We start from the raw sequence: 16,769 nt of genomic DNA on the forward strand, positions 1-16,769 counted from the left end.
CATGTACTCACTTCAGCGTCCTGCGCTGCTGAAAGAAGAAAGGAGTAGCTGATGCCAAAGGACAGAATAGCTGTCATCACGGGTGCATCCCGTGGAATAGGCCGGAGCATCGCCCTGGCGCTGGCCGCACAAGGCGCTACGATCGTTGCCGTTGACATGGACCAGGCCGCAACCGATGCCGTTGTCGCCGAATTGAAGGCTGCCGGCGGGAACGCCCTGGGGGTCGTGGGGAACGTTACCGTACCTGCGGATGTGGAACGGATGATCGATGCCGCCGTGGAAGCCTTCGGACGGGTCGATATTCTGGTGAACAACGCCGGCATTACCCGTGACGGCCTTCTCATGCGGATGAAGGAGGAGGATTGGGATGCCGTGCTTACGGTCAACCTGAAGGGGGCGTTCCTGTGCACCCGTGCCGCGTTCAAGGTCATGTCCAAGCAGCGTTACGGCCGGATCATCAACATCGCCTCGGTGGTCGGCCAGATGGGTAATGCGGGCCAGGCGAACTACTGCGCCAGCAAAGCCGGTCTGATCGGGCTTACCAAGTCCAATGCCCGGGAACTTGCCAAGCGCAACGTCACGGTCAATGCCGTTGCCCCTGGCTTCATCGCCACCGCCATGACCGATGCCCTCTCGGACAAGGTGCGGGCCGAACTGACCGCCCAGATCCCCCTGGAACGTCTGGGCAGCGCCGACGATATCGCCAATGCGGTGGTCTTTCTCGCCAGCGAGGCTTCCGGCTACATCACCGGGCATGTGCTTTCCGTCAACGGCGGAATGTACATGTAATGGAAAGGAGGGATTTTTCGTCCAGGCAAGGAAATCAAGGGATTGCGCGGAGGCGTACATCGGTACGCCGCACAATTTAGCTTGTTAAATTGGACCGCGAAGGCGCCCGAAGGGTGAGGCCAACGGCCGAAGTCACAAGCAAGCCTGAAGATTGACGCCGCATGGGCGGAAAAGAACCCTTTCCAAATAAATCTTTGACTTTTGATTCGTTCATTGTTAAGAAGCTGTAGCTCAAAACGACTACGACCTGTTACGGGTTACTACAACACGGAGGTGAAAGATGTCTGACATTGCAAAGCGAGTAAAGGAAATAGTTGCGGAACAGCTGGGTGTGGAAGAGGCTCAGGTCGTTCCCGAGGCATCCTTCATGGATGACCTGGGCGCAGATTCCCTGGATACCGTCGAACTGGTCATGGCCCTTGAAGAGGAATTCGATATCGAAATCCCCGATGAGGATGCCGAGAAGATCCAGTCCGTACAGGACGCCATCGATTACATTACCGAGCACAGCTAATACGGCAGGCCGACGACGAAACAGGGGAGGGGAGACGCTCCCCTCTTTTTGTTTATCCGGTTCCACCCCGTCATTATCTACCAGGAGCATACAATTATGAGAAGAGTCGTAATTACCGGCGTTGGGGTCGTTTCTCCTCTTGGATGCGGCAATGCCCAAAACTGGGATGCGCTTATCAATGGCCGTTCCGGCATCGCACAGATCACCCGCTTTGACGCTTCGGCCATGCCGGTGCGCATTGCCGGTGAAGTCAAGGACTTCAACCCCGAGGATTTCATTGAAAAGAAAGAGATCAAGAAGATGGATCTCTTTATTCAGTATGCGCTGGCAGCTTCTCACTTCGCCATGGAGGACTCCGGTCTGGCCATCACGGATGAGAACGCCGAGCGGGTAGGGGTGCTCGTGGGTGCCGGCCTTGGCGGGCTGCCGACCATCGAGAAGTACCATGCGGCACTGCTTGAAGGGGGCTACAAGAAAATTTCCCCCTTCTTCATCCCGATGTTGATCATCAACCTTGCCCCGGGCCACATCTCCATCAAATATGGCGCCAAGGGTCCCAATATCTCATCCGTTTCGGCATGCGCAACCGCCACCCATTCCATTGGCGATGCCTACCACATCATCAAACGGGGCGACGCCGACGCCATGATCGCCGGGGGAACCGAATCAACGGTAACTCCGCTCGGCATCGGCGGGTTTTCCGCCATGAAAGCGCTCTCCGACCGTAACGACAACCCGCAGGCCGCCTCACGTCCCTTTGAGAAAAACCGTGACGGCTTTGTCATGGGCGAGGGTGCCGGTATCGTGATCCTGGAGGAGTACGAGGCCGCCAAAAAACGCGGCGCCAAGATCTATGCCGAGGTCGTGGGCTATGGCCTGACCGGCGACGCCTATCACCTGACCGCGCCGGCACCGGATGGCGAAGGGGCGGCACGCTGCATGAAAATGGCGCTCGCCAACGCCGGCGTCAACCCTGAGCAAGTTGGCTACATCAACGCCCACGGCACCTCGACGTCCATGAACGACTTGTACGAGACCATGGCCATCAAGACGGTCTTTGGCAACCATGCCGGCAAGGTGAAAATTTCCTCAACCAAGTCCATGACCGGCCACCTCCTGGGGGCTGCCGGGGGCATCGAGGCGGTTTTCAGCTGTTTGGCCCTTGAGAAAGGCGTGATCCCGCCGACCATCAACTACGAGGAACCGGACCCGGAATGCGACCTCGATTACACCCCCAACACCGCGTGTGAGGCCAAGATCGAGTACGCCATGAGCAACAACTTCGGTTTCGGCGGCACGAACGCCTCGCTGCTTTTCAAAAAGGTCTGACATGAAAATCGCACTGGGAAGTGACCATGGCGGCTATAGCCTGAAACAGTCTCTGATCCCCTTCCTGCAGGGCAAGGACATCGAGGTCGCCGATGCCGGCACCAATTCGGAGGATTCGGTGGATTATCCCGATTTTGCCGAGCGGGTGGCGCTCCTGGTCGCCCACGGCGAGGCGGATGCCGGCATTTTGGTCTGCGGGACCGGCATCGGCATCTCCATTGCCGCCAATAAGGTGCCCGGTATTCGCGCCGCACTGGTGACCGATGCCTTCATGGCCCGCATGGCAAAAGAGCATAATAACGCCAATGTCCTCGTGCTGGGGGGGCGGGTGATTGACGAAACAACCGCCCAGGAATTGGTGGCCGCCTGGCTGGACGCCTCCTTCGAGGGAGGACGGCATCAGAAACGGCTGGACAAGATCGCCCACCTGGAACAAAAATATCGTTGTAGTTAATTCTCTTTTCGATACAATGAGATAATGATAAATAACAGCGGGACTTGACCACAAGTCCCGCTCCCTGTTTTTCAACCCCCTGCTGACTGAATCCATCCCATAAGGAGTAGACACACCATGTCGATTCTCGACCAATTTGACCCCCAGGTTGCCGAAGCCATTCGCCACGAGACCGAACGTCAGGAGTACAACCTGGAGCTGATCGCTTCGGAAAACTTTGTCTCCGAGGCGGTGCTTGAGGCCCAGGGAAGCATCCTGACCAACAAATACGCCGAGGGCTATCCGGGCAAACGCTACTATGGCGGCTGCGACCAGGTGGATGTGGTCGAAAATCTGGCGATCGAGCGCGCCAAGGAGCTGTTCGGCGCCGAACATGCCAATGTTCAGCCCCATTCAGGCTCTCAGGCCAATATGGCGGTCTATTTCGCCGCCTGCAAGCCGGGAGATACGGTCCTGGGCATGAACCTCTCCCACGGCGGCCATCTGACCCACGGCAGCCCGGTCAACTTCTCCGGGAAACTGTTCAACATCGTGCCCTACGGTGTTTCTCCCGAGACCCAGACCATCGATTACGCCGAGGTGGAGCGTCTGGCCGAACAGCACAAGCCGCGGATGATCGTGGTCGGCGCCAGCGCCTACCCGCGCATCATTGATTTTCCGGCGTTCCGTGCCATTGCCGACAAGGTGGGGGCGGTGGTCATGGTGGACATGGCCCACTTCGCCGGCCTGGTGGCGGCAGGGCTGCACCCCAGCCCGGTCCCCTATGCCGACTATGTGACCACCACCACCCACAAGACCCTGCGTGGCCCGCGCGGCGGCATGATTCTCTGCCGTGAAGATCTCGCCAAAACTTTGAATTCCCAGATCTTCCCCGGTATCCAGGGGGGGCCGTTGATGCACGTCATCGCCGCCAAGGCGGTGGCTTTCAAGGAAGCCCTCCAGCCGGAGTTCAAGGTCTATCAGCAGCAGATCGTGAAGAATGCCCAAACTCTGGCGGGGGCGTTGATGAAGCGCGGCTTCAAGCTGACCAGCGGCGGTACCGACAACCACCTGATGCTGGTTGATTTCTCCGGCACCGAAATCACCGGTAAGGCGGCTGAAGCGGCCTTGGACAAGGCGGGCATTACGGTCAACAAGAATACCGTTCCTTTCGAGACCCGTTCCCCGTTCGTCACCTCCGGTATCCGGATCGGAACGCCGGCGGCCACATCCCATGGCCTGAAGGAAGCGGAAATGGAGCAGGTGGCTACGTTCATCGCCGATGCCGTAGCCAATATCGACAACGACGAAAAACTGGCCGCCATCAAGGTGCAGGTCAATACCATGATGAAGCGGTTCCCGCTTTATGCCAACCGGCTGAAGTAGGGAAGGGGCCGTAACTTTTTTTGATCAGGACCCGCCGGGCAACCGGCGGGTCTTTTTGTTTGAATAGGGGGGCAGGGCGCCTGATTCTCTCGTCTTCCTTGACTTTGTTCCCGCTCTTTGGCTAGTATGCACAGATATGAAAAAGCTAACCAGACAGATACGAGTCGGATCGGTTCCCGTGGGTGGCGGCGCCCCCTGCGCGGTCCAATCCATGTGTTCCACCGATACGCGGGACGTCGCCGCCACCCTGGCCCAGATTGCCGGCCTGGCTGCCGGCGGCTGCGAGATCATCCGTTGCGCCGTTCCGGACATGGATGCGGCCGTGGCCTTGGGAAAGATCAAACACGAGAGCCCCATCCCGGTCATCGCCGACATCCACTTCGACTACAAGCTGGCCCTGCAGGTGCTTGACGGCGGCATAGACGGGCTGCGGCTCAACCCGGGCAATATCGGCGACAAGTGGAAGGTGGCCGAGGTGGTCAAGGCGGCGGCTGAACGCCAGGTGCCCATCAGAATCGGCGTCAATGCCGGTTCTCTCGAAAAGGAACTGCTGGAGCGCTTTGGCCATCCCACGGCCGAGGCCATGGTGGAATCCGCCCTTGGCCACGTGCGCATCCTGGAGGAGTTGGGCTACCGGGAGATCAAGATCTCTCTTAAGGCCTCGGATGTGATGAAGACGGTTTCCGCCTACCGCCTGCTTTCGGAACGGGTTGACTATCCCCTGCACATCGGCATCACCGAGGCCGGAACCATCTTTTCCGGGACGGTCAAATCCTCGGTCGGCCTCGGCATCCTGCTCGCCGACGGTATCGGCGACACCATGCGGGTATCCCTGACCGGTGATCCGCTGGACGAGGTCAGGGTAGGGTACGAGATCCTGAAAAGCCTCGGACTGCGCCAGCGCGGCGTCAATTTTGTTTCCTGCCCCACCTGCGGCCGGTGTCAGATCAACCTGATCAAGGTCGCCGAAGAGGTCGAACGCCGACTCCAGGGGGTGGACAAGCGGATTACGGTCGCAGTCATGGGGTGCGCCGTCAACGGTCCCGGAGAGGCCCGCGAGGCGGATGTGGGCATTGCCGGTGGAAAAGGGGAGGGGCTCCTGTTCCGCAACGGCGAGATCGTCCGTAAGGTGCCGGAAAACAAGTTGGCCGACGCCCTGCTCGAAGAGATCGATAAACTCTGAGAATCTGAACCGTTCTCTCACCCGCTCACTATTCTTTTTCTTGTGTTTTTCTCTGTGCCTCTGTGAGCTTTGCGAGAGACCGCCTTTGGCGTTTTAGAAGTAAAAATGTACTATACCATCCTCTGAGGTGACAATGCTTTATTCCCGTTATTTCATCCCCACCGTTAAGGAAACCCCCTCCGACGCCGAGGTCGTGTCGCATCAACTGATGCTCCGTGCCGGCATGATCCGCAAGCTGGCGGCCGGTATCTACAATTACCTGCCCATGGGGTTGCGCTCCATCCGCAAGTTCGAGAACATCGTCCGCGAGGAGATGGACCGCGCCGGGGCCATCGAGCTGCTCATGCCGAGCGTCCAACCGGCCGAACTCTGGCAGGAGTCGGGGCGCTGGACCTTTTATGGCAAGGAGCTGCTGCGTTTCAAGGATCGCAAGGAAGGCGAGTTCTGCATGGGGCCGACCCATGAAGAGGTCATCACCGACATGATCCGCCGCGAGATCAAGAGCTACCGGCAGATGCCGATCAATTTCTACCAGATCCAAACCAAGTTCCGCGACGAGATCCGGCCCCGGTTCGGCCTCATGCGTGGCCGCGAATTCATCATGAAGGACGCCTACTCGTTTGATGTGGACAGCAGCGCCGCGGACGACTCCTATGACCGTATGTACCAGGCCTATATCCGCATCTTTGAACGGTGCGGGCTGAATTTCCGTGCCGTTGAAGCGGACTCGGGCACCATTGGCGGGTCGTTCTCCCACGAATTTATGGTCCTGGCGGATTCGGGTGAGGACGGCATTGCCTCCTGTGACTCCTGCCGCTATGCCGCCAACGTGGAAAAGGCCGAGGCGCGGCCGGCGCAACCGGTGGCGCAGGGTGGCGAATTGCTGCCGTTGGAGAAGATCCCGACGCCGGACATGAAAACCATTGCCGATGTTGCGGCCTTCCTGAAAGTGACCGCCGACAAGACGATCAAGACCCTGGTGTACGCTTCGGGCAGTGGCGAGTTCGTCATGGCGCTGTTGCGGGGCGACCACGAGCTGAATGAGATCAAGCTCAAGAACAGCCTGGGGTGGGACGAGATCGAAATGGCGACCGAAGAGGATATCCTGCGCATCACCGGATCGCCGATCGGGTTCCTCGGCCCGCTGGGGCTCAAGGAAAAGGTGACGGTTATTGCCGACTTGGTCGTCGAGGGCATGACCAACGTCGCCATGGGCGCCAATGAAAAGGATATGCACTTCATCAATGCCAACCCGGGACGGGATTTCCCGGTCGAGCGCTTTGCCGATATCCGCATGGTCGTGGCCGGCGATGCCTGCCCGCGCTGCCAGGAGGGGAAACTTGAGATGTGGCGCGGTATCGAGGTGGGGCATGTCTTCAAGCTGGGCACCAAGTATTCCACCGCCCTCAATGCCACCTACCTGGATGCCGACGGCAAGGAGCAGGTCATCTTCATGGGGTGCTACGGCATCGGCATCGGCAGGACGGTTGCCGCGGCCATCGAGCAGAACCATGACGAGAACGGCATCATCTTCCCGTTGCCCCTGGCGCCCTTCCATTGCTCGGTTGTGGCCCTGAACGCCAAGGATGGCGGCGTCATGGCCGCGGCCGAGGAAATCTACGCAAAGCTGGAGCAATTGGGGGTGGAGACGCTGTTCGACGACCGTGACGAACGGCCGGGCGTCAAATTCAAGGATAACGATCTGATCGGTATCCCGCTGCGCATTGTGGTCGGCAGCAAGGGATTGGCCGAAGGGAAGGTCGAGGTCAAAATCCGTAAAACCGGCGAGGTGCTCCTGCTGCCGGTTGAAGAGGCTATCGCCCGGATCAAGCAACTTGTCGACGCGGCCTTGGTCTGAAATTAAACGGTTATGAGGTTGTGATGCAGAATACTATTTGGGACCCCCAGCATGAATGCATGCCCCGGGACGAGATAGAACAGCTCCAACTTGAGCGGCTCCAGGCGACCCTCAACCGTGTCTATAAAAACGTAACCTGTTACCGGACGAAGTTCACCGAACGGGGTATTGTTCCCGAGGATATCACCGCCCTTTCCGATCTGGCAAAGCTCCCCTTTACCACCAAGGAGGACCTGCGGCTCAATTATCCCTATGGGATGTTTGCCGTGCCGCTCAGGGAGGTGGTTCGCATCCATTCGTCATCCGGTACGACCGGCAAACCGACGGTGGTGGGATATACCAAAAACGACCTCAAAATATGGTCGAACCTGGTGGCCCGTTTCATGACCGCAGCCGGCGTCACTCCTGACGACGTGGTGCAGATCGCCTTCGGCTACGGCCTGTTCACCGGCGCCTTTGGCCTGCACTACGGTTCGGAAACCATCGGCGCCGCCGTCATCCCCATGAGCGGCGGCAACACGGACAAGCAGATCATGATCATGCAGGATTACAAAAGCACGGTTCTGGTCTGCACGCCGAGCTATGCCATCAACATTGCCGACCGCATTGAAAGGCAGGGCATCGATCCCAAGACCTTGTCCCTCAAGGTAGGGCTGTTTGGCGGCGAACCCTGGTCCGAGGCCATGCGTCGGGAGATCGAGGCACGTCTTTCCCTCAGCGCTACGGACAACTATGGCCTTTCGGAGGTCATCGGCCCCGGCGTTGCGGGGGAATGCCGCTGCAAATGCGGCATGCACATCTCCGAGGACGGCTTTATCCCGGAGATCATCAACCCCGAGACCGGTGAAGTATTGCCGCCGGGAAGCGTGGGCGAACTGGTGCTGACCACCATCAGCAAGGAAGCCTTCCCCATGATCCGCTATCGGACACGGGACATTACCAGTCTTGACTATGGCGTCTGCGCGTGTGGCCGGACCACGGTGCGGATGAAAAAGACCATGGGCCGCTCCGATGATATGCTGATCATCAAGGGGGTCAACGTCTTCCCGTCGCAGATCGAAGAGGTGCTGGTGGCCATCGAGGGGTGCGAACCGCATTACCAACTGGTGGTTGACCGCAAGGGCGCCATGGATACCCTCGAGGTCAGCATCGAGGTCACGGAGCATATCTTCTTTGACGAGATGAAGAAACAGCGGGCCTTTTTGGAGATGGTCGAGAAGAAGATCGACACGGTGTTGGGGGTCGGCGTCACCGTCAAGCTGGTCGAGCCCAACAGCCTGCCGCGCAACGAGGGAAAAGCCAATCGCGTCATTGACAGGCGGCAGTTGTGAAGCTCTGATGCTGTTTTTCTGTTCACCCAACGCAAGCGGGTCATGTCTTTACACATGGCCCGCTTTTTTATGGGGCGAATCAGATCCCTTTTGAGTTGCGAAAACGGTCCCGGTACTCCTTGAAATCAGGGATGGTCCGTTTATAGCCGGACGACATGAGGGGGGACGAAATAACGAGATCGGCCGTGGTGCGGTTGCATGCCACGGGGATGTTCCAGACAACGGCAATCCGCAGGAGCGCCTTCACATCCGGGTCATGGGGTTGGGGTTCGAGTGGGTCCCAGAAGAAAATGATCAAATCAATTTCGCCCTCGGCGATTTTCGCGCCAATCTGCAGGTCTCCGCCAAGAGGGCCACTTTGAAATTTGGTGATGGGGATTCGGAGCGCTTCTTCCAGCAAAGTTCCCGTGGTCCCCGTGGCGTAAAGCTTGTGTTGGGCCAATAAATCCCGGTTGAAGAGGGACCACTCGATGAGATCGTGTTTCTTATTGTCATGTGCGACGAGAGCGATTCGTTTACACGGAATGAGGTCCTTATCCTTTGGCTGTTTAGTAGTCATCTACCGTTTGCCTCCTTTTCTTGTTTTCCGCATACCAGCATATTTTCGCCCCATTTGCCAATGAAAAGTAACATGTTGGGAGATGCAAAATTTTGGACAGGGACTTTTTGTTTGGTATGATATGATGTATCCTAATTTTCTTTAATATAACATGGTTGGCTTTGATTGCTCGGCTGTCGGCAAGGTGGCACCATGAAAAGTGGTCTCGAAAAAACAGATCGTTATGATCTGCTCAAAATCATTGCGATTTATGCAATTTTCAGCTGTTTATGGATTTATTGTTCCGATACGGCTCTGGGCCTCATCATAACCGATCCAGCTACCTTGGTACATATCTCCGTCTTCAAAGGTTTTTTCTTCGTCGTCATCACCGGTACGCTTCTGTATCAACTTATCAGCCGCTATCTTTTGGAATCCAGACAGCTCAAGGAGGGGATAAAGAACAGGGACATATTGTTCAGCTTTCTCTACGAGGGGATGATGGACGCCTTTGCCAGTGTCGATATGACCGGCAGGATACTGCAATACAACGAAGTCTTCCGCACGATGCTCGGATACGAAGCTGAAGAGTTGCGCTCAAAGACCTACGAGGAGCTTACGCCCGAGAAGTGGCATGCTATGGAGCTTAGAATCATTGAGGAGCAGGTTATTCCCCGGGGGTATTCCGATGTATATGAAAAGGAATACCGGAGAAAAGACGGCACGGTCTTCCCGATAGAACTGCGGACTCAACTTATTCGCGACGACCAGGGAAATCCGTTTGCAATGTGGGCGATCATTCATGACATCACGGAGCGGAAACGGGTGCAAGATACGCTTTCGCAAAAAAGCCGACAACTTGAAGAGCTTAACCAATCTCTTGAAAAACGCGTGTCGGAAACCATCATCGAACTTCGCCAGAGAGACCAGATGCTGTTCCAGCAAAGCCGTCTGGCGGCTATGGGAGAGATGGTCAACAACATCGCCCACCAATGGCGTCAGCCGCTTAATAATGTGGGGCTCATCATACAGAACCTGCAAATCTCTCAGAAGTCGGGAGAAATCAGCGGAGAGGAGTTCGACCGGGAAGTTGCCGACACCATGCAGCTCATCCACCATATGTCGGCCACTATAGATGACTTCCGAAATTTTTTCCGACAGGATAAGGAGAAACACACCTTTTCCGTCGCCAAGGCTGTGGAATTAGCTGTCGGGCTTATTGACGCCACCTTGAAAAATGGGTACATCGCGACGGAGTTGCAACTCGACACCGACGTGACAGCCGTTGGCTACAAGAATGAATATTCCCAAGTATTGCTCAACATCATAAACAATGCCAAGGATGTCCTACAGGAGAGGCGCGTCGATAATCCCCGAATTACCATCCGGGCTTTCCGTGACAATGATCTTTCGGTCGTCACGGTGCGTGATAACGGAGGCGGTATTGATGAGAGCATCTGCAACAAGATCTTTGATCCGTACTTTACCACGAAAGAGCCGGACAAAGGCACCGGCATCGGCTTGTATATGTCAAAAGTGATCATCGAAAAAAACATGAACGGTAGGCTGACGGTGTTGAATCACCGGGATGGCGCTGAATTCAGGGTAGAACTGCCGGCGGGCTTTTCTCCAAGCGTCTGCCAAAGTGATTAAGCGGTTTTGTTTAGAAAGAAAAGATGGGTCTGTCATTCCAGCCCGTTACACGGTATTTTTGTTTTAATGCTCCATAAATTGTACTTTACATAATATAACTTATGGGCGCTTTTTTCGGATGCCATCAGGCACGATTTAGTTGCCCTGACTGTCGTTGACCCTCAAGGGTCGAAGACAAACAACCAGCCTTTGCTGGTGTCGATCTGGAATGATCTACTGGCCACGGTCGCCACGTACGGTCTTTTTCAGGACCAAGCCCATTCACCCTTAAAAAACCAGCCTTTCTCCGTTTTGTCTTTTCCCCCTCTCTCATGCTGTCCACAAGTGCACAGGCGTCCCGTGAGCGCGGCAACGCCACGCTCGGCGAACGGGTCAGCCTGTGTGCCTTGTGGGCCAGCACAACCTACGGAGGCGTCATCATGTCCAGTTCCGTCAAGCTGTCATACGATTTCAAACACTGCCCGGTCTGCGGCTCCCAGATCGCAACGCCGGTGCACATGTCCGTTGTTTTGGAGGAACCCGCTGCTGGTTTCCTCGGTAGCATGTCAAAGGAGTACGATTTGCCCGATGACGTTGTCTGTCTTCGGCTGCTCTGTGACCCCTGTTTTGAGAGGTCGCTGGAACCCCCTTGGTAACAATACGAAATCACGCAACCCCCCCCCTCATGTAATTTCAATGGGTTATGGTGGCACAAAACTGCTGATTTCCTGTATTTTCAATGCGTTACATATTCATTAAAGAACGATTAAAACCTGCTAAGAAAGGAGTAAAAAATGGAAGTTTTTTTGAAAGAAGATTTGAGGCCTGGAACACATTTATTGCCCTGGTTGGTGCTGTACTTTTTGTTGCCATCGGATGACCTGGATGAAAACTCATCCGTTGCGATTAAGAAACGGGAGATCTTCGCTTCAAGCATCGAAGCAGCTCACAAACTCTGGGCCGAGATCGTTAAGGCCGAGGCTCTCAACGTTGACTCCGAATACAGGATTTTTCCGGGAGGTGCCAGCCAATGAGCAAAGTGCTTTCCAAGCGGGTTACGGTTCGCTTTTCCGAACAACATTACGATGCGCTACGGGCTTATGCCGAGCATGAGGGAACTGATCCGGCTGCTATCATCCGGCATCTGGTGGCTCGTTTCCTCAATGATCGCTGTGCCGTCCTTGTGCCGTCGATTGGGGGCTTTTGACATGGCTACCTTGCAATCAACAAAGCCGCCGTCAGGCACCCGCTCTGCCGGCGGGGGCCGGATGGCGGCGAACGGCAGTTCGGCGGGCGTTTGCCCGCCGAAAGTGGAGCCGTTAGGCGCAGCGGCTGCACTTGGCTACTTGTCCGTTGATATCAACCAGCTGCTGTTCGATGTCTCGACCACGTTCAACCCGCTGCATCAAGGCAATTTGTTCGATTGCCAAGCTGCGGGAGTTCGTGACGGGCGCTATTTGTTCAATGTCGCTTTGCCCTACGATCTTGCCCGGTTCTTCGTAACCCTCATGGAGTCCATGACAAGCGTTTTTGTGCTAATGAGCCGCAAAGCTGTTTCTTCTGCTGCTCACCTCAAAACGATTGACCCGGCGGCGATTGCTGAACGTGAGCAAGCAAAGGCAGATTTTAGCAAAGAGGTCTGTTCGATCTATGACAGTCTCATCGATCAGGGGTTCACCTCTGCTGAGGCCGTCAAGCGAACAAATTTTGCTCTGAAGTCCGTTTCTCACCCTTGGGCGACCCACGATCTTGTTAAACGAACCCTTCGAGCTGAGGGGCGTTTTAGGGCCAAAAACAGACATTCAAACAGAAAGGAGTAGACCAATCGGAAAAAACGATTTAACTTGGCTGCCAAAAGGTTGACTTTGGCTGCCGTCAATTCCGTGACAAACCGGGTAAGGGAAATTGTATTTTATGAATAATATTAGCTACATACAATATAACTTATGGGCGCTTTTTTCGGATGCCATCAGGCACGATTTAGTTGCCCTGACTGTCGTTGACCCTCAAGGGTCGAAGACAAACAACCAGCCTTTGCTGGTGTCGATCTGGAATGATCTACTGGCCACGGTCGCCACGTACGGTCTTTTTCAGGACCAAGCCCATTCACCCTTAAAAAACCAGCCTNACAGAAAGGAGTAGACCAATCGGAAAAAACGATTTAACTTGGCTGCCAAAAGGTTGACTTTGGCTGCCGTCAATTCCGTGACAAACCGGGTAAGGGAAATTGTATTTTATGAATAATATTAGCTACATACAATATAACTTATGGGACATTTATTTAAAAGTGGCTGTAACGTCCATCGACGCAGCAGGCCTCGCAGAGAATATCACCCCCCTTGAAAAATACGATGATTGAGCGTAATAATATTGGATGTGACCTTTCGTTGTACGGTTGCACCAACCACTAAAAATTATCTGCTTTGGCAGAATAGTCATGAAAGATCTATGAATAAGAAACAGTTAGTTCCAGTTTGTGGCATTCCCGGAGTGGTTGTAATTTTGTTGCTGACCGCCTTCGTTTCTGGTGTGCCGGTCTGTTTTGCCGGACAGTTCAGGACTGCCCCTGCCGCCAATCTGCCGGTTCCCACCTCTGTGAACGAATTTGAAATTTTGATCGGCAGCGCCAGGGATATTTACGAGAAAGCCAAAACAAACCACTGGAAGCATCTCGATAAAAAAATTAATTCCATTATTAAAGCGGAACAATCCATCTCCGGTATGGTGCACGACAAGGATATCCCCTACTATAAGAATCTTATGGGCGCCACATCGGACCTTGAGCGGGCCGTTGCCGCACAAGACCGAATAGTTGCAATGAAATCAGCAAACAAAATTATGCTGCTCGGCGCACGGTTGGCAGAAACCAGTAGTGCCGCTACGCCGATAAACGTTGCGGTCATTGGCTTTTGCGGCCGCAAGCTGGAGATACTCGCGGAAACTGAAAGCGTTTTCGAACTCTCCGACACGGTTTCCAAGCTGCACTTGGCGTGGCAGCAACTGATCCCGCAAGTCACCGCTCATGGCGGGATAAAGGAAGTAAAGAAGTTTGCCGAAATCATGAAGCGCTTTGAAGTGGCGAAAACCCCCGATGAATATGGCAAACTGGCCGCAGCCGTGGTTGATCAAGTCGATATTATCGATAAAATATTCAAAAAATAACGCTTTCGACGCCAACGTACAGGATGTGGGGCTGTCATGCCCCTAAGGGTTGCTAATCGTGGGCGTAAACTCCCGTGAACATGGCCTGCTAAGGGCATTGCGCTCCAGGAATTACCAGCTTTTCGTTGCCGGCCAAGGGATATCCCTCGTTGGCACCTGGATGCAGCAGGTGGCCATGAGTTGGCTCGTCTACCGCCTGACCGGCTCGGCCTTTCTCCTCGGTGTTATCGGTTTTACCAGCCAGATCCCCACCCTCCTCATAGCTCCTGTTGCCGGCGTGCTGGCCGATCGCTGGGATCGGCGCCGCCTTCTCATGATCAATCAGACGTTTGCCATGTTCCAGGCCGCTTTTTTGGCAACCGCCGTCCTGGCCGGTTTCGCTCAAATCTGGCTGATTGTTCTGCTCAGTCTTCTCCTGGGCACCATCACGGCATTCGAGATTCCCATACGCCAATCCTTTGTCGTGGAGTTGGTCGAACATCGGGAGGACCTTGGCAACGTCATCGCCCTCAACTCCTCCATGGTGAACGGCGCCCGCCTCATTGGGCCATCCGTTGCCGGAATCCTCGTCGCATCGGCGGGCGAAGGGGTCTGTTTCATTATCAACGGCATCAGCTACCTGGCCGTCATTATGGCGCTCGCAGCCATGCGCATCGCGCCCCGCCCTCCCCGCCTCCGGCAACGGCACGTCATACACGAGCTCCGTGAAGGGTTCGCCTATGCCTTCGGGTTTAGCCCGATACGGAGTATTCTGCTGCTTGTAGCCTTTGTGAGCCTTCTGGGGATGCCCTATATCGTTCTCATCCCGGTCTTTGCCAAGGAGGTCCTCCATGGCGGCGCCCATACCTTCGGTTTCCTCATGACCGCGGCCGGCTGCGGCGCGCTCATCGGCACGCTGTACCTCGCCTCCCGCAGGAGTGTCGTGGGGCTCGGCAGGATAATTGTTTTGGCCGTCATCCTCTTCGCCGTGGGCATCGCATTGTTCGCCCTGTCGAGCTACCTCCCTCTCTCCCTTGCCGCACTCGCCATGGCGGGGTTCGGCTCCATCACGCTGGTGGCGTCGTGCAACACCATACTCCAAACCATCCTCGAAGAGGATAAACGGGGGCGGGTCATGAGCTTTTTTACCATGGCCTTCATGGGAATGGCGCCGTTCGGGAGTCTCGGCGCCGGGGCAATGGCAGACATCGTCGGCGTCCGGTACACGCTGCTGATCGGGGCAGGCTTTTGTCTGGCCGGTGCGGGGATCTTTGCCCGGAACCTCCCCAAAATCCGGGAGAAGATCCGTCCGCTTTACATTCGCATGGGCATTATCCGGGAAATCACCCTCGGCATGGACGTTGCCAACGGGCGGCCGTTGGCGCAGGGGGAACCGTATGAACGGGATCATACGCGATAGGCCGGCCGCGATGCTGCGCCTGGCACGCCTGATGACGACGGCCGCCACGGTTCTGTCTCTTTCATGCCGCCCAGCCCTGGCCGGCCCCACGGCGCAGATCAATATCCCGTCAACCGATGCCAAGGCGCTCAGGGAAGTCGCTGTCAATATCAGCAATTATGCCCGGTTATCGGACGCGCCCGACGCCGGAGGTTCCCTGTACAATGTCGGTATCGTAACCGGCCTGTTTCCCTGGGAACGGCTCAAACTGGAGGCGGGGGTCGATTACACCACAACCGGCACCGGTTCCAGGGCCGATACCCACCCCTTCTCCTTCAACGTGAAGCTGGCCACGGCCGAGAATGCGATCGGCAATGGTTCGCCCGCCTTTGCCGTCGGTATGTACAATCTCGGGACATACGACAAGCCGGAAATCAGGGATGGCATCTCCACGCGGCAGAACCTTGCCTACCTCCTGGCTGCCAAAACCCTGCCGTTGGTTGGCCGTCTTACCTGCGGCGGATATTACGGGTCTGAACGTGCCTTGGCGACGCCGGCCAATGCCAGGCGGAACAACAGCGGCATTCTGGCGTCCTGGGATCGCACCGTCACGGAGCTTTCCGATAAGCTCTGGTTTGGCGTGGAATATATGGGGGGCAACAACCCCAACGGGGAGATGAGCTTTGCCGGCAGCTGGGCTTTTTCCAAACAGGTTGCCCTGCTGGTCGGTGTGGTTATTTTCAATCCCTTCTACCGCCTTTCCCCGGCGGACAACGGTGCCATACCCGGCGGAAAACCGGCGATCACCACCCAATTGACCATTAACCTCCCGTAAGGGTTCAGCAAAAGCATCGATAATTGAGCGATCCAGCGTAATTGGACTTGCAATTTTGCGAGACTGCCAGTAATGTAAGAAAGTTTCGTAACATATGAACACATGAGGAGTCCCCTTCGGTATGAGCAAAGAAGAAGCGATTGAAGTAGAAGGAACGGTCATCGAGCCACTGCCTAACGCCATGTTCCGTGTCAAATTGGAAAACGACCATGTGGTCCTTGCCCACATTTCCGGTAAGATGCGAAAATACTTCATCAAAATACTTCCCGGCGACAAGGTGACGGTAGAGTTGTCCCCCTACGACCTGAGCCGCGGCCGGATCACCTATCGCGCCAAATAGCCCCCTCTACGAGCCGGCTGGTACGAGGGCCCGTCCTTACGATGGGCTTTGTCGTATTTTG

17 protein-coding genes are annotated in these 16,769 nt (G+C 55.8%); 16 read left to right on the forward strand and 1 reads right to left on the reverse strand.

Features of this window, described 5'->3' with window-relative positions:
* Positions 1-51: 51 nt before the first annotated feature.
* The 8 genes from fabG (at position 52) to F6V30_RS12825 (ending at position 8,823) form a co-directional block, all read left to right on the forward strand.
* Complete coding sequence (fabG, locus tag F6V30_RS12790) at positions 52-789, forward strand: 3-oxoacyl-[acyl-carrier-protein] reductase (RefSeq protein ID WP_151157333.1); 738 nt, start codon at positions 52-54, stop codon at positions 787-789.
* Positions 790-1,069: 280 nt separating this feature from the next.
* Positions 1,070-1,303 carry an acyl carrier protein gene (gene acpP / locus F6V30_RS12795; protein WP_151157334.1) on the forward strand — a complete coding sequence of 78 codons (234 nt, stop codon included), beginning with the start codon at positions 1,070-1,072 and terminating at the stop codon, positions 1,301-1,303.
* Between the two features lie 96 nt (positions 1,304-1,399).
* Positions 1,400-2,632 carry a beta-ketoacyl-ACP synthase II gene (fabF, locus tag F6V30_RS12800; RefSeq protein WP_151157335.1) on the forward strand — a complete coding sequence of 411 codons (1,233 nt, stop codon included), beginning with the start codon at positions 1,400-1,402 and terminating at the stop codon, positions 2,630-2,632.
* Position 2,633: 1 nt separating this feature from the next.
* Positions 2,634-3,086, forward strand: a complete 453-nt coding sequence (rpiB, locus tag F6V30_RS12805; RefSeq protein ID WP_151157336.1) for a ribose 5-phosphate isomerase B — start codon at positions 2,634-2,636, stop codon at positions 3,084-3,086.
* 117 nt (positions 3,087-3,203) lie between these two features.
* Positions 3,204-4,451, forward strand: coding sequence for a serine hydroxymethyltransferase (glyA, locus tag F6V30_RS12810; protein ID WP_151157337.1), 1,248 nt, complete (start codon positions 3,204-3,206; stop codon positions 4,449-4,451).
* A 136-nt stretch (positions 4,452-4,587) separates the two neighbouring features.
* Entirely contained in the window at positions 4,588-5,634 is a 1,047-nt protein-coding gene (ispG, locus tag F6V30_RS12815; RefSeq protein WP_151157338.1) for a flavodoxin-dependent (E)-4-hydroxy-3-methylbut-2-enyl-diphosphate synthase, read from the forward strand.
* A 133-nt stretch (positions 5,635-5,767) separates the two neighbouring features.
* Positions 5,768-7,492 (forward strand): proline--tRNA ligase, encoded by a 1,725-nt coding sequence (locus F6V30_RS12820; protein WP_151157339.1) that lies wholly within the window; start codon positions 5,768-5,770, stop codon positions 7,490-7,492.
* Between the two features lie 23 nt (positions 7,493-7,515).
* On the forward strand, positions 7,516-8,823 hold the full coding sequence (locus F6V30_RS12825) for a phenylacetate--CoA ligase family protein (RefSeq protein ID WP_151157340.1): 1,308 nt from the start codon (positions 7,516-7,518) through the stop codon (positions 8,821-8,823).
* Between the two features lie 79 nt (positions 8,824-8,902).
* On the opposite strand, the gene F6V30_RS12830 is transcribed toward F6V30_RS12825, so the two are convergent.
* Positions 8,903-9,382: a methylglyoxal synthase gene (locus tag F6V30_RS12830; RefSeq protein ID WP_149305764.1), complete on the reverse strand. Its 480-nt coding sequence runs from the start codon at positions 9,380-9,382 to the stop codon at positions 8,903-8,905.
* Between the two features lie 192 nt (positions 9,383-9,574).
* On the opposite strand from F6V30_RS12830, the gene F6V30_RS12835 reads away from it, so the two are divergent.
* The 8 genes from F6V30_RS12835 to infA all read left to right on the forward strand — a co-directional run bounded on the left by F6V30_RS12835 (position 9,575) and on the right by infA (position 16,708).
* Positions 9,575-11,014 (forward strand): sensor histidine kinase, encoded by a 1,440-nt coding sequence (locus F6V30_RS12835; RefSeq protein WP_151157341.1) that lies wholly within the window; start codon positions 9,575-9,577, stop codon positions 11,012-11,014.
* A 773-nt stretch (positions 11,015-11,787) separates the two neighbouring features.
* Positions 11,788-12,027, forward strand: coding sequence for a hypothetical protein (locus F6V30_RS12840; protein ID WP_151157342.1), 240 nt, complete (start codon positions 11,788-11,790; stop codon positions 12,025-12,027).
* Positions 12,024-12,200 carry a hypothetical protein gene (locus F6V30_RS17120; RefSeq protein WP_191965683.1) on the forward strand — a complete coding sequence of 59 codons (177 nt, stop codon included), beginning with the start codon at positions 12,024-12,026 and terminating at the stop codon, positions 12,198-12,200. Before F6V30_RS12840 ends, F6V30_RS17120 begins: the two co-directional genes overlap by 4 nt.
* Position 12,201: 1 nt before the next feature.
* Positions 12,202-12,813 (forward strand): hypothetical protein, encoded by a 612-nt coding sequence (locus F6V30_RS12845; protein ID WP_151157343.1) that lies wholly within the window; start codon positions 12,202-12,204, stop codon positions 12,811-12,813.
* Between the two features lie 628 nt (positions 12,814-13,441).
* Positions 13,442-14,155, forward strand: coding sequence for a hypothetical protein (locus tag F6V30_RS12850; protein ID WP_151157344.1), 714 nt, complete (start codon positions 13,442-13,444; stop codon positions 14,153-14,155).
* 58 nt (positions 14,156-14,213) lie between these two features.
* Positions 14,214-15,554 carry an MFS transporter gene (locus F6V30_RS12855; RefSeq protein ID WP_151157345.1) on the forward strand — a complete coding sequence of 447 codons (1,341 nt, stop codon included), beginning with the start codon at positions 14,214-14,216 and terminating at the stop codon, positions 15,552-15,554.
* Entirely contained in the window at positions 15,532-16,368 is an 837-nt protein-coding gene (locus tag F6V30_RS12860) for a hypothetical protein (protein WP_246163493.1), read from the forward strand. The genes F6V30_RS12855 and F6V30_RS12860 overlap by 23 nt, the downstream gene beginning before the upstream one ends.
* A gap of 121 nt (positions 16,369-16,489) precedes the next feature.
* A complete protein-coding gene (gene infA, locus F6V30_RS12865; RefSeq protein WP_149210216.1) occupies positions 16,490-16,708 on the forward strand; it encodes a translation initiation factor IF-1 in 219 nt (72 codons plus the stop codon).
* The last annotated feature ends 61 nt before the right edge of the window (positions 16,709-16,769 follow it).

Source organism: Oryzomonas sagensis, assembly GCF_008802355.1.
Lineage (GTDB): Bacteria > Desulfobacterota > Desulfuromonadia > Geobacterales > Pseudopelobacteraceae > Oryzomonas > Oryzomonas sagensis.

Excerpts from the sequence above, each read along its gene's own strand:
- F6V30_RS17120 (WP_191965683.1), top strand. The coding sequence starts at position 12,024 with ATGAGCAAAGTGCTTTCCAAGCGGGTTACGGTTCGCTTTTCCGAACAA.
- F6V30_RS12860 (WP_246163493.1), top strand. The coding sequence starts at position 15,532 with ATGAACGGGATCATACGCGATAGGCCGGCCGCGATGCTGCGCCTGGCA.
- infA (WP_149210216.1), top strand. The coding sequence starts at position 16,490 with ATGAGCAAAGAAGAAGCGATTGAAGTAGAAGGAACGGTCATCGAGCCA.
- glyA (WP_151157337.1), top strand. The coding sequence starts at position 3,204 with ATGTCGATTCTCGACCAATTTGACCCCCAGGTTGCCGAAGCCATTCGC.
- ispG (WP_151157338.1), top strand. The coding sequence starts at position 4,588 with ATGAAAAAGCTAACCAGACAGATACGAGTCGGATCGGTTCCCGTGGGT.
- fabF (WP_151157335.1), top strand. The coding sequence starts at position 1,400 with ATGAGAAGAGTCGTAATTACCGGCGTTGGGGTCGTTTCTCCTCTTGGA.
- rpiB (WP_151157336.1), top strand. The coding sequence starts at position 2,634 with ATGAAAATCGCACTGGGAAGTGACCATGGCGGCTATAGCCTGAAACAG.
- acpP (WP_151157334.1), top strand. The coding sequence starts at position 1,070 with ATGTCTGACATTGCAAAGCGAGTAAAGGAAATAGTTGCGGAACAGCTG.
- F6V30_RS12825 (WP_151157340.1), top strand. The coding sequence starts at position 7,516 with ATGCAGAATACTATTTGGGACCCCCAGCATGAATGCATGCCCCGGGAC.
- F6V30_RS12845 (WP_151157343.1), top strand. The coding sequence starts at position 12,202 with ATGGCTACCTTGCAATCAACAAAGCCGCCGTCAGGCACCCGCTCTGCC.
- F6V30_RS12830 (WP_149305764.1), bottom strand. The coding sequence starts at position 9,382 with ATGACTACTAAACAGCCAAAGGATAAGGACCTCATTCCGTGTAAACGA.
- fabG (WP_151157333.1), top strand. The coding sequence starts at position 52 with ATGCCAAAGGACAGAATAGCTGTCATCACGGGTGCATCCCGTGGAATA.
- F6V30_RS12840 (WP_151157342.1), top strand. The coding sequence starts at position 11,788 with ATGGAAGTTTTTTTGAAAGAAGATTTGAGGCCTGGAACACATTTATTG.
- F6V30_RS12820 (WP_151157339.1), top strand. The coding sequence starts at position 5,768 with ATGCTTTATTCCCGTTATTTCATCCCCACCGTTAAGGAAACCCCCTCC.
- F6V30_RS12850 (WP_151157344.1), top strand. The coding sequence starts at position 13,442 with ATGAATAAGAAACAGTTAGTTCCAGTTTGTGGCATTCCCGGAGTGGTT.
- F6V30_RS12835 (WP_151157341.1), top strand. The coding sequence starts at position 9,575 with ATGAAAAGTGGTCTCGAAAAAACAGATCGTTATGATCTGCTCAAAATC.